General features: G+C 68.0%; 25 protein-coding genes and 4 pseudogenes. 17 read left to right on the top strand and 12 right to left on the bottom strand.

The window, feature by feature from the left end; translation table 11 throughout:
• The first annotated feature begins 46 nt into the window (after window positions 1-46).
• Window positions 47-1033: a YihY/virulence factor BrkB family protein gene (locus tag RV986_RS52075; protein WP_475924091.1), complete on the top strand. Its 987-nt coding sequence runs from the start codon at window positions 47-49 to the stop codon at window positions 1031-1033.
• 398 nt (window positions 1034-1431) lie between these two features.
• Here the strand turns inward: RV986_RS52075 and RV986_RS52070 are convergent.
• A protein-coding gene (locus RV986_RS52070) for an IS3 family transposase (protein WP_475924090.1) occupies window positions 1432-2669 on the bottom strand; the annotation gives its coding sequence in 2 pieces (ribosomal slippage) (window positions 1432-2396 and window positions 2396-2669; 1239 coding nt in all).
• A 359-nt stretch (window positions 2670-3028) separates the two neighbouring features.
• Between RV986_RS52070 and RV986_RS52065 the strand changes: the two genes are divergently transcribed.
• Complete coding sequence (locus RV986_RS52065) at window positions 3029-3202, top strand: hypothetical protein (RefSeq protein ID WP_475924089.1); 174 nt, start codon at window positions 3029-3031, stop codon at window positions 3200-3202.
• A gap of 647 nt (window positions 3203-3849) precedes the next feature.
• Here RV986_RS52065 and RV986_RS52060 read toward each other — a convergent pair.
• The 3 genes and pseudogenes from RV986_RS52060 to istA all read right to left on the bottom strand — a co-directional run bounded on the left by RV986_RS52060 (window position 3850) and on the right by istA (window position 7616).
• Window positions 3850-4842, bottom strand: a pseudogene (locus RV986_RS52060) (IS5 family transposase).
• A 464-nt stretch (window positions 4843-5306) separates the two neighbouring features.
• The gene (gene istB, locus RV986_RS52055) at window positions 5307-6080 is read right to left on the bottom strand and encodes an IS21-like element helper ATPase IstB (protein WP_475920473.1); all 774 of its coding nucleotides are present in this window, start codon (window positions 6078-6080) and stop codon (window positions 5307-5309) included.
• A pseudogene (gene istA, locus RV986_RS52050) lies at window positions 6077-7616 on the bottom strand (IS21 family transposase). The gene istB and the pseudogene istA overlap by 4 nt, the downstream one beginning before the upstream one ends.
• 98 nt (window positions 7617-7714) lie before the next feature.
• On the opposite strand from istA, the gene RV986_RS52045 reads away from it, so the two are divergent.
• A complete protein-coding gene (locus RV986_RS52045) occupies window positions 7715-7936 on the top strand; it encodes a hypothetical protein (RefSeq protein WP_475924088.1) in 222 nt (73 codons plus the stop codon).
• A 128-nt stretch (window positions 7937-8064) separates the two neighbouring features.
• Here RV986_RS52045 and RV986_RS52040 read toward each other — a convergent pair whose 3' ends face one another.
• From RV986_RS52040 to RV986_RS52015, 6 genes are all read right to left on the bottom strand, one after another.
• Entirely contained in the window at window positions 8065-8469 is a 405-nt protein-coding gene (locus tag RV986_RS52040) for an actin-binding ADF family protein (protein WP_475924087.1), read from the bottom strand.
• Window positions 8470-8926: 457 nt separating this feature from the next.
• On the bottom strand, window positions 8927-9094 hold the full coding sequence (locus RV986_RS52035) for a hypothetical protein (protein ID WP_475924086.1): 168 nt from the start codon (window positions 9092-9094) through the stop codon (window positions 8927-8929).
• Window positions 9095-9235: 141 nt separating this feature from the next.
• Window positions 9236-9487 (bottom strand): CYTH domain-containing protein, encoded by a 252-nt coding sequence (locus tag RV986_RS52030; protein ID WP_475924085.1) that lies wholly within the window; start codon window positions 9485-9487, stop codon window positions 9236-9238.
• Window positions 9488-9734: 247 nt separating this feature from the next.
• The gene (locus tag RV986_RS52025; protein WP_475924084.1) at window positions 9735-10112 is read right to left on the bottom strand and encodes a hypothetical protein; all 378 of its coding nucleotides are present in this window, start codon (window positions 10110-10112) and stop codon (window positions 9735-9737) included.
• On the bottom strand, window positions 10112-10783 hold the full coding sequence (locus RV986_RS52020) for an Asp23/Gls24 family envelope stress response protein (protein WP_475924083.1): 672 nt from the start codon (window positions 10781-10783) through the stop codon (window positions 10112-10114). The genes RV986_RS52025 and RV986_RS52020 overlap by 1 nt, the downstream gene beginning before the upstream one ends.
• On the bottom strand, window positions 10774-11352 hold the full coding sequence (locus RV986_RS52015) for an RNA polymerase sigma factor (RefSeq protein ID WP_475924082.1): 579 nt from the start codon (window positions 11350-11352) through the stop codon (window positions 10774-10776). The genes RV986_RS52020 and RV986_RS52015 overlap by 10 nt, the downstream gene beginning before the upstream one ends.
• A 157-nt stretch (window positions 11353-11509) precedes the next feature.
• Between RV986_RS52015 and RV986_RS52010 the strand changes: the two genes are divergently transcribed.
• The 11 genes and pseudogenes from RV986_RS52010 (at window position 11510) to RV986_RS51960 (ending at window position 19366) form a co-directional block, all read left to right on the top strand.
• Window positions 11510-11992, top strand: a complete 483-nt coding sequence (locus RV986_RS52010; RefSeq protein ID WP_475924081.1) for an Asp23/Gls24 family envelope stress response protein — start codon at window positions 11510-11512, stop codon at window positions 11990-11992.
• Between the two features lie 81 nt (window positions 11993-12073).
• Window positions 12074-12244: a hypothetical protein gene (locus RV986_RS52005; RefSeq protein WP_475924765.1), complete on the top strand. Its 171-nt coding sequence runs from the start codon at window positions 12074-12076 to the stop codon at window positions 12242-12244.
• On the top strand, window positions 12241-12654 hold the full coding sequence (locus tag RV986_RS52000; RefSeq protein WP_475923287.1) for an Asp23/Gls24 family envelope stress response protein: 414 nt from the start codon (window positions 12241-12243) through the stop codon (window positions 12652-12654). Before RV986_RS52005 ends, RV986_RS52000 begins: the two co-directional genes overlap by 4 nt.
• A 52-nt stretch (window positions 12655-12706) precedes the next feature.
• The gene (locus RV986_RS51995) at window positions 12707-13417 is read left to right on the top strand and encodes a DUF6286 domain-containing protein (RefSeq protein WP_475924080.1); all 711 of its coding nucleotides are present in this window, start codon (window positions 12707-12709) and stop codon (window positions 13415-13417) included.
• Window positions 13418-13440: 23 nt separating this feature from the next.
• Entirely contained in the window at window positions 13441-14058 is a 618-nt protein-coding gene (locus RV986_RS51990; protein WP_475924079.1) for an alkaline shock response membrane anchor protein AmaP, read from the top strand.
• 157 nt (window positions 14059-14215) lie between these two features.
• Window positions 14216-14404 carry a CsbD family protein gene (locus RV986_RS51985; RefSeq protein WP_475924078.1) on the top strand — a complete coding sequence of 63 codons (189 nt, stop codon included), beginning with the start codon at window positions 14216-14218 and terminating at the stop codon, window positions 14402-14404.
• A 128-nt stretch (window positions 14405-14532) separates the two neighbouring features.
• Window positions 14533-14991: pseudogene (locus tag RV986_RS51980) on the top strand (glutamate synthase-related protein); the annotation flags it as partial.
• 75 nt (window positions 14992-15066) lie between these two features.
• Window positions 15067-16724: pseudogene (locus RV986_RS51975) on the top strand (thiamine pyrophosphate-dependent enzyme).
• A 367-nt stretch (window positions 16725-17091) separates the two neighbouring features.
• Window positions 17092-17901 (top strand): alpha/beta fold hydrolase, encoded by an 810-nt coding sequence (locus RV986_RS51970; protein WP_475924716.1) that lies wholly within the window; start codon window positions 17092-17094, stop codon window positions 17899-17901.
• Window positions 17901-19151: a SpoIIE family protein phosphatase gene (locus RV986_RS51965; protein WP_475924715.1), complete on the top strand. Its 1251-nt coding sequence runs from the start codon at window positions 17901-17903 to the stop codon at window positions 19149-19151. Before RV986_RS51970 ends, RV986_RS51965 begins: the two co-directional genes overlap by 1 nt.
• Window positions 19148-19366, top strand: a complete 219-nt coding sequence (locus RV986_RS51960; RefSeq protein WP_475924077.1) for an STAS domain-containing protein — start codon at window positions 19148-19150, stop codon at window positions 19364-19366. Before RV986_RS51965 ends, RV986_RS51960 begins: the two co-directional genes overlap by 4 nt.
• A gap of 254 nt (window positions 19367-19620) precedes the next feature.
• Here RV986_RS51960 and RV986_RS51955 read toward each other — a convergent pair whose 3' ends face one another.
• Entirely contained in the window at window positions 19621-19974 is a 354-nt protein-coding gene (locus RV986_RS51955; RefSeq protein ID WP_475924076.1) for a VOC family protein, read from the bottom strand.
• 4 nt (window positions 19975-19978) lie between these two features.
• Window positions 19979-20173: a MerR family DNA-binding transcriptional regulator gene (locus RV986_RS51950; RefSeq protein WP_475924075.1), complete on the bottom strand. Its 195-nt coding sequence runs from the start codon at window positions 20171-20173 to the stop codon at window positions 19979-19981.
• Between the two features lie 87 nt (window positions 20174-20260).
• On the opposite strand from RV986_RS51950, the gene RV986_RS51945 reads away from it, so the two are divergent.
• The 3 genes from RV986_RS51945 to RV986_RS51935 all read left to right on the top strand — a co-directional run bounded on the left by RV986_RS51945 (window position 20261) and on the right by RV986_RS51935 (window position 23629).
• Window positions 20261-21514 carry an IS4 family transposase gene (locus RV986_RS51945; protein ID WP_475918579.1) on the top strand — a complete coding sequence of 418 codons (1254 nt, stop codon included), beginning with the start codon at window positions 20261-20263 and terminating at the stop codon, window positions 21512-21514.
• Window positions 21515-21811: 297 nt separating this feature from the next.
• Window positions 21812-22992 (top strand): IS3 family transposase gene (locus tag RV986_RS51940; RefSeq protein WP_475924074.1). Its coding sequence is split into 2 segments (ribosomal slippage): window positions 21812-22076 and window positions 22076-22992, totalling 1182 coding nucleotides; the frame shifts between segments, so codons are not numbered across the junction.
• Between the two features lie 109 nt (window positions 22993-23101).
• Window positions 23102-23629, top strand: a complete 528-nt coding sequence (locus tag RV986_RS51935) for an MFS transporter (RefSeq protein WP_475924073.1) — start codon at window positions 23102-23104, stop codon at window positions 23627-23629.
• Window positions 23630-23659 lie beyond the last annotated feature (30 nt).

Raw genomic sequence — 23659 nt, 5'->3', positions numbered from 1 at the left:
GGCGACGCCGACGCATGATCGAGCCGGACCGGGATACCCCAATGGTATGGCACGGACACCGGGACCCGGACAGCAGGTCGAGCGCCCTACACCGGACAAGCCCAGCAAACTGCCGAAGCGGTCCTGGTGGGCGGTACTCAAGGGCACGATCAGGGAATTCCAGAACGACGAACTCGCTGACCGGGCCGCCGCGTTGACCTACTACGGGGTCCTGTCGCTGTTCCCGGCGCTGCTGGTCCTGGTCTCACTGCTCGGTATCGCCGGCAGGTCGGCGACCCAGCAAGTCCTGGACAACATCGAGAAACTGGCGCCGAGTTCGACCCGGGACATCATCAGCGACGCGGTACGGCAGCTTCAGGCGCCAGGCGGCCTCGGCTCGATCGTGGCCGTGGTCGGCATCGTGCTGGCGGTGTGGTCGGCCTCCGGCTACATCGCGGCGTTCATCCGCAGTGCCAACGTGGTGTACGACATGCCCGAGGGACGCCCCGTGTGGAAGGTGCTGCCGATCCGGGTCGGTGTCACGGTGGTGCTGCTGGTCCTGACGGTGATCAGCGCACTGATCGTGGTGTTCACTGGCGGCGTGGCCCGCGCGGCCGGTTCGGCGCTCGGAATCGGGGACGCCACGCTGAAGGTGTGGTCGATCGCGAAGTGGCCGGGGCTGGTCATCCTGGTCATGGTCATGATCGCGATCCTGTACTGGGCGGCGCCGAACGTGAAGGGCCGCGGCTTCCGTTGGGTCACTCCGGGCAGTGTGCTGGCCCTGCTGGTCTGGATGATCACCTCGGCGGGGTTCGCGTTCTACGTGGCTCACTTCGCGTCGTACAACAAGACGTACGGCACGCTCGCCGGCGTGATCGTTTTCCTGATGTGGCTGTGGTTCAGCAATATCGCGGTCCTGCTCGGCCTCGAATTCGACGCGGAACTGGCCCGCCAGCGTGCCGTCGTCGGCGGACTCCCGAAGGGGGAAGAGCCGTACCTCCCGCCCCGTGACACCCGCGCCTGGAGCAAGAAAGACCACCGCCGTACGGAGTGACGCCGCTCGCGACCGAGAAGGCAGCCGAGCACGCGGGGGGGCTACGCGCTCTCAGCAGACACCCTCTGGACCGAAGCCGTAGTCATGCGGAACGCGAGCTCCAACGCCGACGATCGTCTGGTCGCCAGGCTCCACGGCGTGTCGCGGCGGACCGGGACACGCACAGCGGCATGAGCGGAATTGCTGAGCGGTGCCGCCCGGCAAACCGGTCCGCTGTTTCCACTCACCCGCCGCCTGCACCGCTGACCGATGGCGGAAGGTGTTGACCGGACGCCCGCAGGACCGCTGGCGCTACCGTGGACGGGTCTCCGCCGGCCACCCACCGGAAGCGAGCCACCATCATCAGGTTGTCGATGTTCTCCCGCACGAACTGAACCGTTCCGGATTCGGTAGAGACTCTAGATTGTGGCTGTGGCCTGCAGATTTGGCTGCTGTTGGTAATAGACGGCTTCGTATTCGGCTGGCGGGACGTGGCCTATCTCACCGTGGAGTCGGCGGTGGTTGTACCAGTCGGCCCACTCCGCCGTGGCCAACTCGACGTCGCTGAGGGCCTTCCATGGCCGCTGAGGCTTGATGAGCTCGGTCTTGTACAGGCCGATCGTCGATTCCATCAGTGCGTTGTCGAGGGCGTCGCCGACGGTGCCGATGGACGCCGCGATCTGTTCGGCGGTCAGGTGGGCGGCGAGGCGGAAGCTGGTGTACTGCGATCCGGCATCGGAGTGATGGATCAACTCCCCTGCGATGACAGGGGTGTTCGCGCGGTCACGTTGCCACAGGCCCATTTCGAGTGCGGACAGTACCAGCGGCGTCTGCTTGTTCGTCGCGGCGGACCAGCCGACGATCCGGCGGGAGAAGGTGTCCACGACGAACGCGACGTAGATGGTGCCCGACCAGGTGGCCACGTAGGTGAAGTCGGCGACCCACACCCGGTTGGGGGTGCTGGCCACGAACTGCCGGCCCAGCCGGTCCGGGGCCCGGTCTGCTTCCTTGTCCGCCCTGGTGGTGACGGCCTTCTTCCCGCGCACCGCTCCCGTGATGCCTTCGGCCTTCATCAGGCGCTCGACAGTGCACCGGGCCACCTGATGTCCTTGCCGTTTCAGTTCGGCCCAGATCTTGCGGGCTCCGTGGACGCTGTAGTTGTCGCGGTAGATCTTGGTGATGAGCGGTGCCAGTTCCGCGTCCCGCAGTGAGCGGGCCGACGGCATGCGCTTCTTGTGTGCGTAATAGGTGGACGGGTGGATGCTGCAGTCGTGCTCGGTGAGCGTCCTGCAGATCGGCTCGACTCCGCCGAAGCGGTCGCGGTGCTTGTCGATGAACGCTACGAGCGTGTGTGTGGCCGGTCGAGCTCGGCCGCGAAGAAACTCGCCGCAGCCTTCAAGATCTCGTTCGCCCGCTTCAGCTCGGCGACTTCTTTCCTGAGGGACTTGAGCTGGGCGGATTCCCCGGTCGTGGTACCGGTCCGGGCACCGGCGTCGACTTCGGCCTGACGCACCCAGTTCCGCAGGGACTCCGGCCCGATGTCGAGTTTCGCTCCGATCGAGCGGATCGCCGCGGACTCGGTCTTGTACTGATCACGAGTCTCCAGGACCAGACGCACGGCCCGCTCCTTGAGCTCCTTGGGGTATTGCTTCGCCATAACGGACTCGATCCTTCCAAAAGATCGAGCCTCGATCAAACCCGGAACGGTTCAATCGGCGGCCGCCACAACGTGTGGGCTCGGTGGTCGATGATGCGGCCCACGCGTATCCCGACGAACGCCGAGACGAGCAGGGCGGCGGAGGACGCGGCGGCGGCAACCTCGGCAGGCGAGGCGCTGGCCTAGGTGATCTGCGAGAGCAGTGGGAGCGCCCGGTCTCTTGGACACTCACCGGAGCGGGAGGACGTGCAGGTAGAGGTTCACGCTCTGCCCAGGGTGCGCAGAGCGGACGAGGTTCCTGCACGTCTCATTCGAGCGGCGTCAAACGCGAGAACCCGCTACTGAGGGCCCCCGAGCAGGTGGACGAAGCAGTCGCCGACAAGCAAGGGCACCAGGTCCCGCAACGGCTGCCACAGTGGATCCATCTGCGTGACGCCACCGGCCTCGCCGGAACCAGCGGGCCCGTGGTCATGCCCTTGTGGCGCGGCCGGCTCACGGACGTGTCCGGCTGGTCCCTGGGCAGACCCGAGTAGCCGCGAAGACGGGCGCCATTCCGGCAACACGCTGCATCGACTCCCTCATCGCCTGCCATCCCACGGTGAACCACGCACTGGAGACCTGATCGCGCAGCCCCACGCGGATCCCGGGCATCGTCTGCCGGCCCGTCTCCGCCGTCGCAGAGGCGATCCGGGCCGGATTCCAAGCGGACGAGCCCCCTGATCTGATCGAGAAACGCATCCGCGCCGCCGAGGAAGCAGGTCTGCCACTCACGCTCTGGTGAGAAGCAGCCGTAGCGTGCGAACACCAGCAGCGACATACCTCTCCTTCTGCATTGCCCCACCAGTCCTTGACCCGCGGGACGATGCACGGCGCGGCCGTCGCACGCAATGAAGGCGCCGCCATCTGCTACCTCCCGCATTCCGACCACCGGATCGACCTACTGCGGGGCGCGATTAGCGGAGCCACCTTCCGCTAGAGGTTTCTCCTACCTTGCAAGGCATGGGTCTGATCCGATCATTCGTACGATCGGAGGGCCCGGGGGCTTCGGGAATGGCTGTAAAGGTTGAGCCGCTGGATGGCTTACGGGATTTGGCCGCCCGGAGCCCGCAACGACTCGACCGCCAACGGGGAGATGCGACTCGATCGCTACTGGAGTACCAGGGCGCGTATCGAGTCGTGATCATTGGGTGACCCGGGTGAGGTCTTTGAGCCAGATCATCGAGGCGCGCAGGTGGAGGCCAGCGAGGTAGCTGTTCGGGGTCTTGTCGTACCGGGTGGCGATGCCTCGCCAGGCCTTGAGCTTGTTGATCAGGCGCTCGACGGTGTTTCGCTCCTTGTAGAGGTCGGCGTCGTGGCTGACGGGCCGACCGCCCCCGGAGCCCCTCCTTCTCCGGTGGGCGGCCTGGTCCCTCTTCTCCGGGATCACTGCCTTGATGCCGCGTCTGCGCAGGTGGGCCCCGATACCGCGGGACGAGTAGGCCTTGTCCCCGGTGACCACGTCCGGCCGGGTGCGGCCGACGGGGCCGCGGACTCGGATCTTCCCAGCACGGGGATGAACTGCGGGCTGTCCGCGGCCTGGCCCGCAGTCAGGGCGAACGCCAGCGGCCGGCACCTGCGGTCGGCGGCGATGTGGACCTTGCTGATCTGTCCGCCCCTGGAGCGTTCCAGCAGGGCGGCCTTCAGCCGCAGCTTTCGCCGACGCCAGCTGCGTCGTCGCTCTTCCCGCTCGGGATCGATCCCGGGCCCTGTCCGTTTTGCTCTTCGAGACAGCCTCCTTTGACCTGGCCTTCTCCTCAGCGGCGGCCTTCTCCAGGGCGGTGATTACGTCCTGGTCCGGGTGCATCCCGGCAGCATCGTGGTGAGCATGCGCGGTGACGGAGTCGACGCTGACCAGGGACAGGTCCACCTCACCCCGCTTCTCAGGCTCCGCGATCAGGCCCTCCAGCAGAGCCTCGAAGACACCCGCGTCACGCCACTGCCGGAAGCAGTTGGAAACGGTCGACCACGCGCCGAACTCCTGCGGCATCTCCCGCCGCTGCCCGCCGGTCTTGAACCACCAGATCATGCCCTCGAACTGCTGCCGCAGCCGCTCGGGGTACGGGCCGTACTCGCCGATCGGCAGGTACGGCCCGACGAACCCCCACTCCTCGTCCGTCAGTTGCACGCGCGTCACGCAAGAAGATCCAGTGGTCCAGGCCTCCGCCGCGAGTCAGCGGCCGACTGGAGTGCGGAGCACGCTTTGCGATCGATTGCTTTGCGCCAAGTTGGCAAGTCGACATAGCGGCAGACAATGAACTCGTCACCACAACAGCACCAACCGGCTCAATGGATTCGATCTCGGGTGTCCTACGGCAGGGGACTCGCAGGACCGAGGGGAAACGTGCAGGGGTGCGCAAGGGCAAAGGGGGCGCACCCCTTTACTCGCCGCTCGAGCAGGAAGGACCGCTCTCACTATGACCACGCCGCCGACAAAGCACGTACCCCGCCCTCCAAGGGCCCCAGGCCAGGTCACCATGTACTGCGCCGCGCTGGGGTGTCAACGGTCATTGAGATGCCCAGGTAGGTGGCCGTTGGAGGCCCAGGCTGGTGGCCATCAGAAAGCCAGGCGTGTGGCCGGTGGTGTTCCTGGGGTGGGGGTCAGTTCAAGGGGACCACTCCCTTCCCTGCGAGGGCCTCGGCGAGGCGATGCGAGTCCCCGGTGGTGTTCACAAGGTGTGCGTGATGCATGAGGCGATCGGTGCTCGCGCCCGCGAGAGTCTTCGGCATGATCGTGTCGAAGCCCGAGGGGTGGATGTTGCTGGTCACCGCGATGGACCGGCGCTCATAGGCGGCATCGATGATCCGGTAGAACGCCTCGGCGGCGTCCTCACCGACCGGCAGCAGGCCAATGTCATCAATCACGATCAAATCAGCCCGGCAGATCCGGGCGACAGTCCGTGCGGTGGACCCATCGACCTTCGACTTGCCGATCGCGGCGCTCAGCGTCTCCAGAGTGAACCAGGACACCCGCATGTCGGTTTCGATCGCAGCCTGGGCCAGGCCCTCGGTGAAGTGGCTCTTGCCCGTCCCCGACGGGCCGGCGATCACCAAGTTTTCGGCGCGGCCGATCCATTCCAGGGTGGTCAGGGAGTTCTGGGTGGGTTCGGGGATGGTGGAGTCCTCGGCCCGCCAGGAGCCCAGGGTCTTGCCGGTGGGGAAGTTCGCCGAGTGGCGGCGAAGACGCCGGGTGGCCGCGTCGCGGCCGGTGACCTCCTCGGCTATCAGCAGCCGCAGAACCTCGGCGGGGTCCCAGCGTTGGGCTCGGGCGGTGGCCAGGACGTCCGGGGCCGCTTTGCGCATATAGGGCAGGCGCATCCGGCGCATGAGCTTGTCGAGTTCCTCGGGGATCGCGGGCGGGTTGGGAAAACTCATGGAGGTGCCGTTCTCTTGGGTGAGGTGTCGTCAGAATGATGTGGTGGGCTGCGTGTTGGCTCAGTTGCCCAGGGCCTGCCAGCCGATGGTTCCGTTCTGGACGGAGTGGGCTTCGTCCGCGCGGACGACCTCGCCGGCGGGCTTGCTGTCCGCGATGTGTCCCAGGATCGAGAGCAGGTCGTCGTCGGCGAAGCGCCCGGCCGTCGCCGCAAGTCCGAGGGCCTGGTCGACCTTGTCGTTGCCCAGGACGGTGGCCAGCTCGACCGCGCGGGCCATCTTGGCGCGGATACGGACCGCGCCGGCGGGTCCGGCTTCCTTGAGCCAGCGTCCGGCTCCGGGGCCGATGCCCACGAACGCGATCTCCGCTTCCGAGCGGGGCCGCAGCCTGGGCTGGTGGATGCTGCGGCCGTCGGGATGGTCGGGATAGTGGGCGTCGATGATCTGCGGAACACCCGGGGTGGAAAGCCTGTGGCGCCAAATCTCCGAGAGATCACCGGAGTTGGTACGGGCGGTGATGGAGAGTTCTTCGCCGACCACCCGGCACCACACCCTCACGCCGGTATAGCCCGGCGGGGTCGAGTAGCGCACCGCGTTGAAGCTGATCGTGCGGTCCGAGCCGACCAGCCTCTCCTCGCCCAGCGCGAGCGCGAGCGGCTCGATGGGCAGGACATGCAGCGTGGTGCGTTCGACGTCCAGACGGCTCGCGGGTATCTGTCCGGTCGCCCGGTGACGGCGCGAGTTCACCGCATCGCACCAGGTCAGGCAGGCATCGGCGAGATCGGTGAAGGTGTCGTAGGCGGCCAGCAGGTTCGCGCTGGTGGGCACCAGGTCGGCCTTCGCGATGCGGACCGTGGCCTCCGCACCGCCCTTCGACTCAGGGTCGTAGGGCACGCAACTGACCACCTGGCAGCCGTAATGCCCGCCTGCGGCGACCATCTGCGGATGACGTACCGGGATCCCGGCGATGTGCTCGACGGTCACCGTTTTCGCGTTGTCGGTCAGCACATACGTCGGAGCCCCGCCGATCCGCCTGAGCGTGGTGTCCAGGCAGGCCACCAGCGTGCCCAGCGTGCAGTCCCAGACCGGGATCACAACTCGGAACCGCGACCAGGACAGCCACGCGCAGAACAGCCAGGTCCGCCGGCCGCCGATCCGCGGCCCCTCACCCCAGTCGAACTGCAGCCACCGGCCCGGCTCGGGAATCCACGGCCGGTAGGTGCGGCGCTTACCCGCCTTCCACGCGCTCTTCGACGCGTTCACCGCACGCCTCGTCGAACGCTCGCTGCCCCGGTAGCCCATCTTCACGAGCTTCTCGTGGACCACATCGGCGCGGATCGTCGCCTTCGACTGCTCGACCCACTCCTCGACCTTCTCCCCGAACGCGTCGATCATCTTCGGCCGGGGCTCTCGCTCATAGGGATTGCGCCCGCCGTTGCGGGCCTCGACATACCGCTTGACCGTCTTCGGGTCGTGCCCCGTCAAGGCCGCCGCCGACCAGACCGTCCCGGTCAGGTCGTACGCCTCAAGGATTTCCATAATCTCCGTGTCAGACTTCGTCACAGGACCTCTCCGGCCGGTAGCTGATGCGCGCAAACACCAGCAAACGGTCGGAGGGGTCTCCTCCAGTTAAGGAAGTGATCAGGAACACCACTGGTCAGACGGCCATCCACCTGGAATTCCGGTGGCCATCAGCCTGGACTCGGCTGGCCGCACATCTGGACTTTGCCACGGCCGCCGTCATGGGGGCTGGAGTGATGTTGGTGCTGTTCGGTCACGCCAGTCCTGTCGAGGCCACCGGTTATGTCGCCCCGTTCCTCGTGATCTTCGAGCGCACCCACCGGGGCGGCGAGGGCTGAGGAAGAGGTACTCAGCGCTCGCGCATCTCTGACTACCGCTCCCATCGTCACAGTCTGCGCACCAGCGGCGATAGGACCTGGATTCCGCCCGGCGCGATCACCTGCCACCGCCAAGGAGTAAAGGTGGATCAAGAGGCCCGGGATACGAGTGCCTTGTACGCCACGTCGGACAGGTCTGTGGCCTGTGCGTATACCTGGACACCGTCGAGCAGGTTTCGGAGCGTGCTGTAGCCGGAGGAGTGCGCGATCCTCTCCTCGGCCTTCGTCCCCGCCGGGCACCAGGAGATCAGCACGATCTTCTCCTGACGGGTCCCGTCCGCTGTCGCGAAGAGCAGGTCGTGGACGACGTACCGGGGCTCGTCGGCCGGCAGGGCCTTCAGCAGTTCGTCGTGTGTCAGGTTCCCCTTGGCGTCGGGGATGACGGTCTCCAGGTTGTCGCTGAGCCGGTAGATCACTGTGTTGATGTCCCGCCTGCTTTTCAGCTCCTGGAAGGCGCTGATACAGCTGTCGTCCACTGGGATACCACCGCTCACGACGAGTCCTTCTGATCATTGGGAGAACAGGCCTAGCGGCTCAACGAACTGACACCCCGGGAGGTTCTGGGCCGCTTGCCCTGAGCACCTGTTCCGCTCCCCGGTGCCCTGGCCGGTAACCGGGCGCCGACGGAGCAGCGCTCCGCCGTACGCGGGCGGCCCGCATCCAGGCGTGACGGTCCAGGACGTCCCGAGCAGCCCGCAAGGAAGCGGCGCAGCACGCTGTCGCGGGTGAACGGGCTCACGGCCAATCGCTCAACGGCCACGGCGGTCACGATCAGGCGCTTGCGTTCCGTGAGGTAATTCCTGCTGCCGCGAGAGGTCGGCGATCCCGCCCCTCCCACCGACAGGGGGCTGGCGCCTCAGCCGAACGGCCGTGCTTCCCAGCTCGCTACGCGTCTCTCCTCGGCCATGCAGGCGATACGGAGAACACCGACGACGCCTACTGTGACCTGCGCTAACTCGGACGCGTGTTCGGCAGGCGCGACGTTCCCGTTCCTGTTTCCTCCACGGCCCGGCTCAGCTTGGACGGACAACTCGCACGGTCGATGTCCTTCTTGCGGAGCGCCTTGTCCACGAGGTCGAGCAGCAAGGGATCGGCGTCCTCAGCGAGTTCGACCTCCATCTCCGTCCATGAGGTCCGTTGTGGTCGTGGTCAGAAGGGACTAGGCGCGGACCTTGTCGAGGCTCAGCTCAGCGAGGACCGCGCCTTCGGAATCGACGAGGTTCCGCGTGCTGCGAGTGGACCGGATACGGACGACTGGCCTCAGCTCCGCCCCTCGGGTGCGAGAAAGGCCAGGTCACGCACGGCTTCCGGAACCACGTCGGACAACGGCACCTGCACCTCCTCCCGGCTGTCCCCGGACATGGGCAGTTTGAAGTGCCCTCCCGCGTCAGCCCCACCGGTCCTTCGCCGGAGCGTTGCCGACGCTCCGACCGGGCGCAGGCCGTCGGTGTCGTAGTACACGACGTCCAGTTCGTCGAGGCCCTTTCCCACGACCGATGCGATGCCGTCCACGCGGGTGAGGTCCGGCAGCCACGAGGTGTCATCGGCCGACGGGGCTTCGTCCTTTCGCTCTGTCTCTCGCTTCGAAATGGCCCTGCGGGGGTCGTCCATCAGTCTCGGCAGCACATTGCGTCAGGCGCATCCTCGTGGCGAACAGCTGAAGCATGAGCACACCTGAGGCGATCACCGCCAGGAGCACGCCCATTATCGCGGAGGCCTTCAAGGCGGTGACGGTTCGCGAAGCCGGTGCTCGCGGCGCTCATGCCATGGCGGGTCGGGCGGCGATACGCGTCACCGAGACCGCGACGGTGACCGGCTCCGCAACGCCGTGGGTGGCGAGGTGGGAGCTGACGGCGGTCCGAACCCGGTTGTGGACGTTCCTTGCGGTGTCCAGGGCTCGGTGGCCCTCGACCAGGACGCAGCGCACCTCGATACGCCATCCCGAACCGTCCGGCGCCCGGTCGGCGCGGATGCCCGCCTCAGGCGGCATGCGGTGCGGCGCGGTGTCCGTCCGGGTAGGCGCGGCGACTGCCGCGAGGCAGTGGGCCAGGCGGGGCTGCAGACCGGACACGCCGGGAACCGCGAGGGCTGCCTCGGCCGCGACGCCGAGGAGCATGGTCATGCCGGAGGCGGTCATCACGTGCCCCTGCCCGTAGGGTCGCCGGGGCTCAGGGGTGGCCAAGGCTCCAGAACGTCGACCACGGTGATGTCGACGGCCGTCACGGCCAGACCCAGGTCCCGTCCGGCCGAGTCGAGGACCGATTGGCGTACCCGATCAACCCGGTCGGGCAGCGGGCGGTCGAGGGCAGCGGCCAGTTCCATGGTCACCCGCACGTCGGTGCCCTCGCCCGCGGGTACGAGCCGGCAGGTCGCGGCCCTCACACCGGGGACCATGTCCGCGGCCTGCCGCAGTACCTTCGCAGCAGCGCTCTCGGCGATCCGCAGATCCCGGTCCGGGTCGGCCAGGGGGAGCAGCCGTCCGAGCCGGATCTCTGCCCTGACGACGTTCATGACACGGTCGGCGAGCGCCTGCAGGCCGGGAGGGTCTTCCGCACGCAGCGCCTGGGCGGCCGCGTTCACCGTGGCCAGTCCCTCGACCGCCTCGCGGCAGTGAGGACAGGACACCGTGTGCGGGTCCGCGACCGGCGCAGCGTCCCGCGCCTGTTCCCAGGCCCGGCTGAGCAGGCGGCCGCAGGGCAGTACCTCATCACCCGCGAACGGGGGCAGGCCGGCGGCGGTTGGGCTGGGGCGGGGCCCGTCGGCGCGGGGCGGCTCAAAAGGCCAGGCGTGCGGGTCGTCTAGCGCCATGGGTCCATCGCCTCCCGCAGGGATCGGCGTGCTCTGAACAGTCTGCCGCGCACCGTCTGCTCACTGGTCCGTGTCACGTGGGCGATCTCGTTGTAGGGCAGGCCCTGCAGTTCCCGCAGGATCCAGCAGATCCGCTGGCCGGCGTCCAGCTCGGCGAGCGCGCGGGACAGCGCCTCGGTGGCCGCGTCCTGCTCGGCGGACCGGGCGGGCTGGCTCCTCGCGTCGCCCGTCGCGGGTTCGGCGACGGTGTCCAGAGGGAGGGGCGGCGGTCGGCGCCGCCGTCGCATGGTCAGGCAGCGATTGATGGTGATCCGGTACATCCAGGTGCGGAACTCCGCACTGTGACGGTACTCCGGTAGACACCGCCAGGCGCTGACAAAGGCGTCCTGAACGGCCTCTTCGGCGTCCTGGGGGTTGCCGAGCATGCCACGGGCCAGGGCCAGGAGGGACCGGTGGTGCCGCTGGACGAGAACGGCGAAGGAGTCTTCGTCTCCCTCGGCCGCCCGCACGGCAAGCACTCCGTCCGGCAGGTCGCATCCCAGCCGTGGGGAAGCAGTACGTTGAATCATGACGTTCTCGCAGGGGGCTCGGAAAGAGCGTGTACCCCCGCCACGCCTGTGTGACGCACATCACATGTCACGTCTGTGAGAGGTACGCCGCCCCGGGTGTCCAACGTCTTGAGAGACACCACGCAGGTGTCACACCGAGCCACTCGAGGCGACCGCCATGACGGACAACATCACCAGCGTCGGCGGGGGCAGCCGGCCCGACACAGGCGTGAGCGCGCTGAAGGGCCGTACCGGGGCCGGAGCACCGGCCGAGACACGGGGGAAGACCACCATCGCGGACGGTGTGGTGGCCAAGATCGCAGGCATGGCCACACGCGAGGTACCGGGCATCCACAGCCTGGGAGCGGGGATGGCCCGCGCCTTCGGCGCCATGCGGGAACGCGTCCCGGGCGGAGGCGGAGGCGTCACGCGCGGAGTGAAGGTCGAGGTCGGCGAGCGCCAGGCCGCGGTGGACCTGGACGTCGTCGTCGAATACGGCGTCTCCATCGTCGACGTCGCCGGCGCCGTACGCACCAACGTGATCAGCGCCGTGGAGCGGATGACGGGCCTGGAGGTCGTCGAGGTGAACATCGCCGTCGACGACGTCCACCTCCCCGACGAGGAGGAAGAGGCCGAACGGGACGAGGGCCGCGTGAGGTGACCGACCGCCGTGACCACGGCCATGCCCTGAGCATGAGCAGGTGCTCACACGGACGATCACGTTCGCGAGACGGGTGAGTGCATGATGAACGCAGCAACGACGGGCCTCGCGGCCGGCATCGCCCTGGGCTTCGCCGGATACTTCGGCGGCTTCTGGGCATTCCTGCTCGTCCTGGTTCTGGGTGCGGCGGGGCTGTTCGTCGGCCTCGTCGTGCAGGGCGACCTCGACCTCCATATGCGGAGGCAGCGGTGAGTACCCGGCCCGGTTCCCAACCCCCGGGCGAAGGGGCCGGCCCACCGGGGCGATCCGCCGACCTGCCGCCCCCGGCCGAACGGGGCGCCACCGTCATCCCGGACAGGGTGGTCGCCCGTATCGCCGCCAAGGCCGCACGCACAGCCCAGTCCCGGCGCGCCGCCATACCGCCCGACCGGAGCGGACCGGCGGCACCCAGCGCCTCCGCAGCCGTCCGTACCGGATCGGTGCGCCTGCACCTGGCCATGGACCTGCCCTACCCCACCGACATCCCCCACGTCTGCGAACGGATCCAGCACGACGTCGCCGAACGGGTGACTCAGCTGACCGGCCTGAAGGTGGGAGAGGTCACCCTCACCGTCCGGCGGCTGGTGACCGCCGCCGACGCGAGCCGGGGACGGGTCCGATGAGGCGCCACGCGACCCGGGCCGCCGGGCACGCCGCGCAGAAAGGAGGACCGGAATGACACCCGACCCGGACCCTCCCGCACGCAGCTCCACGCCATCCGCGCGCCGTGCCACCGTGCCGATGACGAAACAGCCCGAGGAGCCGAGGCAGCCGACAGAGCCCGGTCCACCCGAACACAACCCGCCCCTTCCGCCGGACCCGGTAGCGAGCGAGCACGACAGACGGCACCGGACCCACCGCCCGTGGTCCGCGCGCCGCATTCCGGCCGCGCTGGTCGCCTCGGTAATTCTCGTGGCGGCGGTCGCGGCGCTGTTCGACGTCGTCGCCGTACGGGCGGGACGCCCTGCGGCAGCCTGGCGACGGCACCTGGCCGACGAACTGGCCACCCGCCCCGTAGACGACGTGTGGGTGCTCACGGGAGCCGCCGTGGCCGCCGCGCTCGGCATCTGGTTGATCGTCCTGGCCCTCACCCCCGGCCTACGCCACTGGCTGCCCCTGCGCTCCCCCGCGCCCGGGCTACGGGCCTCCCTGGACCGCGACGGCGCCGCCGACCTGCTGCGCGACGCCGCCATCCGAGTCCCAGGAGTCAGCACGGCTCGCATCCGCGTGCGCCGCCACCGCGTCAAGGCCCGCGCGGACGTCCGCTTCCGCGACCCCCAGCAGGTGAAGGACGACCTCACCGCCGACCTCGACGAGGAGCGCGATCAGCTCGTCCTCGCCCGCCCTCCCCGCATCGTCGTACGAGTGCGGCAACGCACCCACTGACCCCCCGCACCGGAGCCCACACCATGACGCAGCGAACCGTACTCAACCGCAGTCTGCTGGCCCTCGCCGGACTGGTACTGCTCGGCGGCGGTCTGCTGATCCTCTTCGCCGGGCTCGACGTCTACCGGCGACACGATCTGGTCCCGCCCGTCGGCTGGCCCCTGACCACCCCGCCCGACGTCCTGCTCGGCTCCGCCGACCGGGCCCGCTGGAACAGTCAGGGCTGGTGGTGGTGGCCCGCCGTCATCGCCGCCCTCACGATCGTCGCCCTGCTCGCCCTGTGGTGGCTGCTCGCCCAACTGCACCAGCGCCACCCCGGAGCGCTGCCCGTCGGCGGCACACCCCCGCAGGAAGGCGTCGAACTGCGCGACCACGCGCTCAGCGACGCGATCGCCGCCGAAGCCGGCGCCCTGCCGGGGGTTGAGCATGCAACCGTGCACATCACCGGCCGACCTGCCCACCCCCACACCCACATCACGCTCGCTCTCACCCCCCAGGGTGCACCCGGCGCCGCCCTCGACGCCCTGTGCGAAGGCCCGCTCCGTACCGCTCGTCGGTCCACCGGCTCCCCCGACACCCCCCACATGCACACCGACGTCCGCCTACGGATCGCCCACCATAAGCCGCACCGCGCACAGTAAGGCGGGGCACCGACGGCCTGCCTCAGCAGCGGATCCCGCTTGCAAGCACGAGGTGCTCCCAGTTGCCGGGCCCCGCGGGCAGGCGCACGGTGAACAGAGATGTGTCGGTCCTGGACGGGCCGCGTTTCCCAGCGTCTTCGAGAGGACGGCGATTCCGATGGCCAAGGCCAAGGCCAAGGGCAATGCGAAGGTGCATCAGATCAGGGGCAAGATGAAGGAGACTCTCGGCAAGGCCCTGGGGGACTCATCGATGCAGCAGGCTGGACGTGGGGAACAGCTGCGTGCCAAGGCACATGAGATGACGGAAAGGGCGACGGGCCACCTCCGTAAGCGGAACGGGCGCTGATCGAGGACGTACGGCTGGTCCGCATCTTCGGGGGCTCGTGTCGTCACCGTCGATACCGCGCCGGACGGGAGTGATCGCGCAGTGGTTCAAGCCCCGCGCCCGCGCCCGTCCGATGGCTTCTCCAACCGGAGCAGATCCGGATCGGGGCCAGCGGCAAGGTCGCCACCGGCAGCGACCTCGTCAAACGCCTGATTCAGGGAGCCGATTACACCAACACCGCCCGTGCCATGATGTTCGCGATCGGATGCATCCAGGCCCAGCGCTGCCACACCAACACCTGCCCCGTCGGGGTCGCCACCCAGGACGAGCGGCGCGCCCGCGCCGTCGACGTTCCCGACAAGTCCCAGCGCGTGCGGCGCTATCAGCAGGCAACGGTCAAGAGCGCTCTGCAGATTATGGCCTCGATGAGCGTCGACAACCCGCGCGGGCTGCAACCTCACATGCTGCTCCAGCGGATGAACCCGCACACCGTCCGCTCCTACGCGGACCTCCACGAGTGGCTCACCCTCGGACAACTGCTCACATCGGCGCCCTCCAACTGGGCAGCTGACTGGAAGGCGGCAGACCCCGACCGCTTCACCCACTGAACCCGGCACTCGTTCCGAGGGCCGGAACCGGACCGAAGGGCACTCCCGTGGCACGAACCGTCGCCCGCGTGATACGTGATAGTCGATGCACTCAAGGACCTGGGCGTCCAGCACGTCTTCGGAGTAGTCGGAGGCGCCTTGAACCCACTGGCCGACGCGATCCGCACCACTGACGACCTGAACTGGGTCGGCTGCCGGCACGAAGAAGCCGCGGCCTTCGCCGCCGGAGCGCAGTCCCAGCTTTCGGGAACCCTGGGGGTGTGCATGGGAACGGTGGGACCCGGCTCCGTACACCTTCTCAACGGGCTCTACGACGCGGCCAAGAGCCGTACGCCCGTCCTCGCGATCTGCGGTCAGGTTCCCCTCGCCGAGGTCGGCAGCGACTACTTCCAGGAAGTCGACAACGACCTGCTCTTCCGTGACGACGCCGTGTACCGCGCCACCGTCTCCTCCCCCGACCAGATGCCGCGGATGCTCGAGTCCGCCGTACGTACGGCCGTCAGCCAAGGCGGAGTGGCAGCGCTCACCGTGCCCGGGGACCTGGGTGACCGGAAGCTGAGCGACGACCGGGCCGCCCGCTTCGCCCTCGACCGCCCCGTCGCCCGCCCGGACGACCCGGCGCTCGCGGCGGCCGCCGAACTCCTGAACACCGCGGACCGCGTCACCCTGCTCGTCGGCCGCGGAGCGCGCGCCGCCCGCGCCGAGGTCCTTCGGACCGCCGACGTGCTTGCCGCGCCGATGGTACTCACCCTCAAGGCCAAGAAGGGGTTCGAAGGGGACAACTACTTCCAGGTGGGGCAGACCGGTCTGATAGGCAACCCCGCCGCTTCCCACGCGCTCGACAGCGGCGACGCGCTCCTGATGCCGGGTACCGACTTCCCCTACCGGGACTGGTACCCGACGGGGTGCAAGGTCGTCCAGATCGACACGCGTGAGGAGCACTTGGGCCGCCGGGTCGCCGTGGACGTGGGTCTGGCGGGTGACGTCGGTGCGACGCTACGGGCTCTGCTCCCGCTGCTGAAGGCGGCCCCGGGCCGCGGCCACCTGAACGACGTGCGGGAACGGTTCACTCGCTGGCAGGAAGGACAGCAGCGCCTGGCCGACCCCGGTCACGAGCGCCGCTGGACCGGGAGGCTGCGGACCGCTCTGGACAACCGTGACCACGAGATCCGCCCCGAGGCGCTGGCCGCCGCGGTGGACGCGTACGCCGCGGAGGACGCCGTCTTCACCTCCGACACCGGCATGTGGCCACCGTCTGGCTCTCCCGCTTCGTCACCATGCGTGGCAGTCGGCGCCTGATCGGCTCGTACAGCCTCGGCTCGATGGCCAATGCCATGCCCCAGGCCCTCGGGGCCCAGCTCTGGGCGCCTGATCGCCAGACCGTGGCCTTCTGCGGCGACGGCGGACTGAGCATGCCGCTCGGCGACCTCATGACAATCAAGACGTACCAACTGCCGATGAAGCTCGTGGTCTTCGACAACCGCCGACTGGGAATGGTCAAACTCGAACAGGAGCAGGCCGGCCTGCCTGAATTCGGTACGGAACTCGACAACCCCGACTTCGCCGCGGTCGCCAGCGCGCTCGGCCTCACCAGCATCCGCGTCACCGACCCAGCCGATCTCCACGACAGCGTGCGCCGGGCCCTCGACACCCCTGGGCCGGTCTTGCTGGACGTGCTGACCAACCCCGAGGAGGTGGCCGTGCCGGGCAAGCCCACCGTGGCACAGAGATGAGGTTTCGCGATCGCCAAGGTCAAGGAAATTCTCCCGAGCCGCGAAAGCTGACCGGGAGCGTCAGCGTCTTGCCCCGGGAGCGGCCCGGTTGACGAGCAATGACCAAAGATGCCCAGCGCGAGGCAGATCTCCGCCCGGCCGCCGCCCCGGAGTACGGTCACTGACACCGCCCGTGCCCGGCGTACCCCCACCGGGTCACGGGTCCCCTCCGGAGCCGGATGAGCGCCGCGAGGCGCAGCGCAGCAAGGCCTACCAGTTCACCGCGGAGACCTGGACGAGGTACGCGAACAACCGCTGGGTGCACTACCTCGGCGCCCCGTCACGACTGAAGCCACTCGGTCCCCCTGGGGGGTGCGAGGATGGCCGTATGACTGTGCGGAGCAGAAATCATGTGACGGTGACCGGCCGGTCCGGTCGCCCCGTGCTGATGCTGGCGCACGGGTTCGGGTGCGACCAGAACATGTGGCGGCTGGTGGTACCGCTTCTGGAGCGCGACTTCACCGTGGTGCTCTTCGACCACGTGGGAGCGGGGCGTTCCGATCTCACGGCGTGGAGCATGGAGCGTTATTCCTCGCTGGAGGGATATGCCGATGATGTGCTGGAGATCTGCAGTGCGCTGTCGCTCGGGCCGGTGACCTTTGTGGGTCACTCGGTGAGCGCGATGATGGGCGTTCTGGCTGCGGCGCGGGAGCCGGAGGCCTTCGCCGGTCTGGTTCTGCTCGCCCCGTCGCCGTGTTTCATCGACGATCCGGCCGCTGGCTATCGGGGCGGGTTCAGTGCCGAGGACATCGATGAGCTGCTGGAATCGCTGGATGCGAACTATCTGGGCTGGTCAGGCGCCATGGCGCCGGTGATCATGGGTAATCCCGAGCGTCCGGAACTGGGCGAGGAGCTCACCAACAGCTTCTGCCGGACCGATCCGGACATCGCCCGGGCCTTCGCCCGGGTGACATTCCTGTCCGACAACCGCGACGACCTCGCCAAGGTCACCGTGCCCACTTTGGTCGCGCAGTGTTCCAGCGACGCGATCGCGCCTCCGGAGGTCGGAGCCTTCGTACAGGCGCAGATCCCCGGCAGCCACCTGGTCACGCTGAACGCGACCGGGCACTGCCCCCAGCTCGCCGCCCCGGAGGAGACGGCGGCCGCGATCACCGCCTTCGCGGGTGCGAGCCGATGATGTGCAAGACCGGTGACGGCGAGAGCAGCGAGAACCGTGACGACCACGCGGCGTTCTCCGCACTGCTGGAAGACAGCGCAGAAGACCTGTACGAGCGTGCGCCGTGCGGCTATCTCTCCACCCTGCTGGACGGCACGATCGCGAAGATCAACACCACGCTGCTCGACTGGCTGGGCTACCGACGTGGCGACCTGGTTGGCCACCAGACGTTCTCCGATCTGCTCACCGTGGGAGGCCGGCTCTACCACGAGACGCACTTCGCTCCGCTGCTGCGCATGCAGGGAGAGGTCAGCGGAATCGCTCTGGAACTCAAGACAGCCGACGGCAGCCGTCTGCCGGTACTGGTGACCTCCACGGTCAAGACCGGCAGCGACGGGCAGCCACTGCTGATCCGTACCACCGTCTTCGACGCCCGCGACCGCCGCGCCTACGAAACCGAGCTGCTGCGCGCCCGGCAGGAAGCAGAACGCGAACGCGAAGAACTCAAGCGCCTCAACGCCACCCTGCAACAGACCCTGCTGCCCCCGGCCCTGGTGAATGTGCCCGGCTTGGATGTAGCCGCGCATTACCACATCGCCTCCACCGACAAGGTCGGCGGCGATTTCTACGACCTGTTCCCTCTCGCCGCCGGGACGTGGGGACTGTTCCTGGGTGACGTGTGCGGCAAGGGCGCAGCCGCAGCGGCCGTCACCTCCCTGACCCGCTACACCCTGCGCGCCGCCGCCGTCTACAACCCCGACCCGGTCGCCGTCCTGAGCAACCTCAACACGGTTCTCAACCACGAATACAACGGCGACGACCCGCGGTTTTGCACGGTCATCTTCGGACTGCTCACCCCCGACGCCGACCGAGGCGGCTTCCGTGTCACCCTGGCCAGCGGCGGCCATCCCCCAGCCCTACTCATGCGCGCCGACGGCAGTGCCGACTACCTGCCCACCCCCGGCGGGCAGCTCATCGGCGTCCTGCCCGACGCCTGCATCGCCACGACCACCGTCCGCCTGGACCCCGGCGACACCCTGCTGCTCCACACAGACGGCCTCACCGAAGCACACACCGCCCAGATCACTGACGGCAACCGCTACGGTGACGACGCTCTTCTCGACTTCGCCCAGGTCCTGGCACCGACGACCGCCTCCGACGCCATCGCCGCGGTCCGTGACCTTCTCGACACATTCGGCGCCGGAGTGGACGACGACACCGCCGTGCTCGCCATCAGCGTGCCCCGACCCGCCAGTGAAGAGCAGCCGTGACCCAGCTGACCGTCCACACCCGCGCCACCCCCGCCGGGCCCGTCATCGAACTGACCGGAGAACTCGACAACGACAGCGCCCCCGACGTACGTGCGCTCCTGCCCCGCCTGGCACTCCAGGCAGGCCAGCAACTCGTCATCGACCTGACCGGCATCACCTTCTGGTCATGCCGAGGGCCTCGTGGGTCGAACCGGTGCGCAGGTGGACCAGGCTGACCAGCAGTCGGTCGGTGAACACCAACGCGTATTTTGTCCCGGCGCCGGCCTGGCGCCGCCGGTCGCCGCCCGCGGCGTCCGGGCTCGCATCGCGCCTCCCACTGCGGCGCGAGTTCGGTGACAAGCTCACCAAGGTGTTCCCGTGACAGCCCGCAGAAGGCGTAATGGGACATGGCCGCGCGGGCCTGCCCCAAGGGCTCACACCTCGACAACCCAGTGGTCCACCCGCACGTCACCGCCTGCTGAAGACGCGGTCAGGCGGGCTGCCACAGCTCGACCCGATTGCCCTCAGGATCGGTGACCCAGCCGAACCGGCCGACACCTTCCATGTCCTGCGTTTCTTTGGCCACGTCCGCTCCCTTGGCGCGCAATTGCACGAGCATCGCATCCAGGTCGCGGACCCGGAAGTTGAGCATGGTTTGCTGGGCGCGGGACCCGAAGTAGTCGGTCTCGGACTCGAACGTCGCGAACACCGTCGGCCCGGCTCCCTGACGCCACAGGCCGTTCTCATCGGCGTCCAGGCCCAGGCAATCGCGATACCACGCGGTCAGGGCCGCCGGGTCTGCGGCCCGCATGAAGTATCCACCGATTCCAAGCACATGTTCCATGCCGCTATCTTGCCAGGACGGCGATCGGGCGGGCCGGCACCACACCATCGCCCGCTTCACCCCCCGTCTCAATCGCGGGGGAACGCATTGGCACAATCCGCCGCACGGTGCTCGCCGGATAGAAGCATCGGCCGGAGACTCGCCGGGCGGGTGGCAGCAAGCCGATGCTCTCGTAGTAGCGCAAGGCCGAGGGGCGCATCTTGACCCAATGCCGCTAAGTTAGGCGGCTCGTGTCGTCCGCCTGACGATGGGGCAGGGGGGCAGCCGTCTCGCTAGGGTGCGGTTCGTGGCGCGAGTTGGGCAGGTCAGTGGGGACGAGCCGTCGGGCGGGCGGCTGACGGACCACATCGAGTTGGGTGTGCTCGCCCGTACGTTTCCCCGGGATCTGCTGGAGGAGGTCCTGGACGTCACGGGTCGGCGGGAGAGGCGGGTGCGGCGGCTTCCCGCTCATGTGATGATCCGTTACGTGATCGCGCAGGGCTTGTTCTTCGGGAGCGGGTCGGAGGAGGTCATGCGCCAACTGGTCGGTTCCCTGCGGCATCTGGGCTCGTGGAGTGACGACTGGCAGGTGCCCAGCACTTCGGCGATCGCGCAGGCCAGGGCCCGGCTGGGGGCCGAACCGCTGCGGGAGTTGTTCCGACGCGCGGCGGTCCCGGCGGCCGGACACGGCACCAAGGGCGCGTGGCTGGCCGGCCTGCGGCTGATGTCGATCGACGGAACCGGCCTGGACGCGGCCGACACCGAGGCCAACGTGGCCGCGTTCGGACGGATGAACTCCGGGCCCAAGGCGTCGGCCTTTCCCAAGGTGCACCTGGTCACCCTGTCCGAGTGCGGTACCCACGCTGTGGTCGCGGCGGAAATCGGCGGCTGCCGGACCGGGGAGCGTACGCTGGCGGCCGGTGTGCTGGACGCTTTGGAGCCGGACATGCTGCTGCTGGCCGACGCCGGTTTCTACAGCTGGCAGCTGTGGCACGACGCCGCCGCCACCGGCGCTGCCCTGGTGTGGAGGATCGGCGCCGGTGTGAGTCTGCCCGTCGTTCGTGCCCTGCCCGACGGCTCCTACCTGGGCCTGCTCTTCGACCCGTCGGTCAAGACCGCGCGCCGCCAGGCACTCCTGACCGCCGCCCGGGCCGGGCAGGAGGTGCCCGGGGAACAGGCGCAGCTGGTGCGGGCCGTGGAGTTCACCGTGCCCGACCGAAATCCCGACGGGGAACTGGTCTGCCTGATCACCACCGTCCTGGACCCCGCCCGGATCAGCGCCACCGAGCTGGCCACCGCGTATGCCCAGCGGTGGGAGCACGAGTCGGCGCTGGACGAGATCAAGACGCATCTGCGTGGTGGCGGCCAGATCCTGCGCAGCAAGTCTCCCGACATGGTCGAGCAGGAGATCTACGGACTGCTCCTGGCGCACTACGCGGTCAGGGACCTGATGTGCCAGGCCGCGGACGAAGCAGGCCACGACCCCGACCGGCTGTCATTCGCCCGCTCCGTCCGCGTCGTCCGCCGCCAGGTCACCGACCAGGCGGCCTTTCCCCCCTGAACACCTGCCCACGGCAACCGCCCACACCCTCGCCGAGATCACCGAGCGGCCCAACCCCCGGCGTCGCCACCGCACCTACCCCCGCGTCATCAAACGCGCCCGCCACAACTCCTACCGCGTGAAACGCCCCACCGACGTAGCCCTCAAACACACCGGACCACCCACACCGCAACTCATCCGAGCCACCTAACTTAGCGGCATTGCATCTTGACCTGCCGCGCAAGGTGACCGTGAGGGGCCACGAAGTTTCCGGACAGGGACCCAATAGGGTTGTCCTGAACAGGAAACGAGGAAGAAGTGGCGCCACCCAGTAAGTACTCGCCGGAGTTCCGCGAGGAAGCCGTCCAGATCGCGTTGAGGTCAAGCAAGACGATCTCCGAAGTTGCCCGGGAGCTTGAGCTGAACTCGGAGACGCTACGCGGTTGGGTGAAGAAGCACCAGAAGCAGCAGGAACCGGCTCCCGATGCAGAATTGACGGTGAACGAGCGGGCACGCTTGAAGGAACTCGAACGGCGGAACCGTGAGCTGGAGATGGAAAACTCCTTCCTGAAAAAATGCGCGGCGTACTTCGCGAAGGATCCCCGGTAGCAAGCAAGTACGAGTTCATCGATGAGATGCGGCTCGACACTGCGGAGTGCGCATACAGCGTCGAGTTCATGTGCGGCCGACTCGGCGTCTCCAGATCCGGCTACTACGACTGGCGATCCCGCCCGGAATCCACGACGGCCCAGCGGCGCGAGGAACTGAAACTGCTCATCAAGAAAGCCTTCGACATGTCCGACAGCACCTACGGCCACCGTCGCATCCAGGCCCAGCTGCACCGCTGGGGCATCAGCGCAGGCCTGGAACTGGTCCGCCGCCTGATGCGCGAGCTGGGACTTGAGCCCTGCCAGCCACAGCCGAAGAGGTTCAACCTCACCAAGGCCGCGGCCGGCCAGGTGCCGGACCTCGTCGGCCGCAACTTCACCGCGGACGCACCCGGCGAAAAGCTCGTCGGCGACATTACCTATATCGCGACCGGGGAAGGCTGGCTGTACCTCGCGACGGTAATCGACTGCTGCACGAAGGAAGTCATCGGTTACGCGATGGACGACCACTACCAAACCCCACTGATATCCAGGGCGATCCGCAACGCGGCACGGAACAGGAGCCTCTCGGCTGGCGCGATCTTTCACTCCGACCGCGGAAGTAACTACATGTCAGCCGAGTTCGGGAAGACGCTCGACCGGTTTGGACTCCGCAGATCTTCCGGCCGCACCGGGATCTGTTTCGACAACGCCATGGCCGAATCTTTCTTCGGTTCCCTGAAGAACGAGCGTGCATCAAGGGTGACTTACCTGACTCGCGAAGCCGCCCGGCAGGACATCACTCGATACATCGAATTCTGGTACAATCGCAAACGCCTCCACTCGGCGGTGGGTTACCGCCCTCCGCGCGAAGTCCACGCCGAGTACGAGAAGTTGCGAATCGCCGCGTGAAATAGACGGTCAGACTCCTGTCCGGGAAACGCGAGGCCCCTCACCGATGCCCAGCTCTCGTACTGATCCCCCTTGACTTCCAACGCGTTTGAACCACGAATCTGACCGGGTGACCCTCCCACCGAGAACTCGCCTGCTGCCGCAGACGTATCAGCCGCTGTTCGCTCATTTCGAGTTCCGACGGCTCTTGCCGGCCCTGGCAGCCTCCGACCTCGGTGATGGGATGAGTGTGGTCGCCGTGGCGTGGCTCGCCGTGCTGATCGCGCCTCCTGATCAGTCCGGACTGGTCGTCGGCGCTGCGGTTGCCGCCTATGCCCTCCCCGGGGCCGCTGGAGCGCTGGTCTTCGGCCGTTGGCTGCGTCGTCTGCCTCCCCGGCGGTTGTTGGCTGCAGACAGTTGGCTCCGCGCGTTGCTTCTCGGTTGTGTGCCCTTGGCCTGGGCTGCGGGAGTGTTGCACCCGGTTCTCTATGTCGTTCTGCTCGCCGGATCGTCGGTGCTGCATGCCTGGGGCAGCGCGGGAAAGTACTCACTGCTTTCCCAGATGTTCCCCGCGGACCAGCGTTTGGCCGCGAACGCGCTGGTCAGCTCAAGCACCTCGGCGTCCGTCATCGTCGGTCCTGAACCGTTCCGGGTTTGATCGAGGCTCGATCTTTTGGAAGGATCGAGT

Source organism: Streptomyces sp. RLA012, from assembly GCF_056270325.1.
This window is presented reverse-complemented; position numbering and strand designations above follow the sequence as displayed.

Coding starts and splice junctions, on each gene's coding strand:
- istB (WP_475920473.1), bottom strand. CDS start 6,080: ATGAGTTTTCCCAACCCGCCCGCGATCCCCGAGGAACTCGACAAGCTC.
- RV986_RS52075 (WP_475924091.1), top strand. CDS start 47: ATGGCACGGACACCGGGACCCGGACAGCAGGTCGAGCGCCCTACACCG.
- RV986_RS51955 (WP_475924076.1), bottom strand. CDS start 19,974: ATGGAACATGTGCTTGGAATCGGTGGATACTTCATGCGGGCCGCAGAC.
- RV986_RS51990 (WP_475924079.1), top strand. CDS start 13,441: ATGACGCAGCGAACCGTACTCAACCGCAGTCTGCTGGCCCTCGCCGGA.
- RV986_RS52020 (WP_475924083.1), bottom strand. CDS start 10,783: ATGGCGCTAGACGACCCGCACGCCTGGCCTTTTGAGCCGCCCCGCGCC.
- RV986_RS51965 (WP_475924715.1), top strand. CDS start 17,901: ATGTGCAAGACCGGTGACGGCGAGAGCAGCGAGAACCGTGACGACCAC.
- RV986_RS52015 (WP_475924082.1), bottom strand. CDS start 11,352: ATGATTCAACGTACTGCTTCCCCACGGCTGGGATGCGACCTGCCGGAC.
- RV986_RS51985 (WP_475924078.1), top strand. CDS start 14,216: ATGGCCAAGGCCAAGGCCAAGGGCAATGCGAAGGTGCATCAGATCAGG.
- RV986_RS52005 (WP_475924765.1), top strand. CDS start 12,074: ATGATGAACGCAGCAACGACGGGCCTCGCGGCCGGCATCGCCCTGGGC.
- RV986_RS52010 (WP_475924081.1), top strand. CDS start 11,510: ATGACGGACAACATCACCAGCGTCGGCGGGGGCAGCCGGCCCGACACA.
- RV986_RS51970 (WP_475924716.1), top strand. CDS start 17,092: ATGACTGTGCGGAGCAGAAATCATGTGACGGTGACCGGCCGGTCCGGT.
- RV986_RS52035 (WP_475924086.1), bottom strand. CDS start 9,094: ATGGAGGTCGAACTCGCTGAGGACGCCGATCCCTTGCTGCTCGACCTC.
- RV986_RS51950 (WP_475924075.1), bottom strand. CDS start 20,173: ATGCGCCCCTCGGCCTTGCGCTACTACGAGAGCATCGGCTTGCTGCCA.
- RV986_RS51995 (WP_475924080.1), top strand. CDS start 12,707: ATGACACCCGACCCGGACCCTCCCGCACGCAGCTCCACGCCATCCGCG.
- RV986_RS52025 (WP_475924084.1), bottom strand. CDS start 10,112: ATGACCGCCTCCGGCATGACCATGCTCCTCGGCGTCGCGGCCGAGGCA.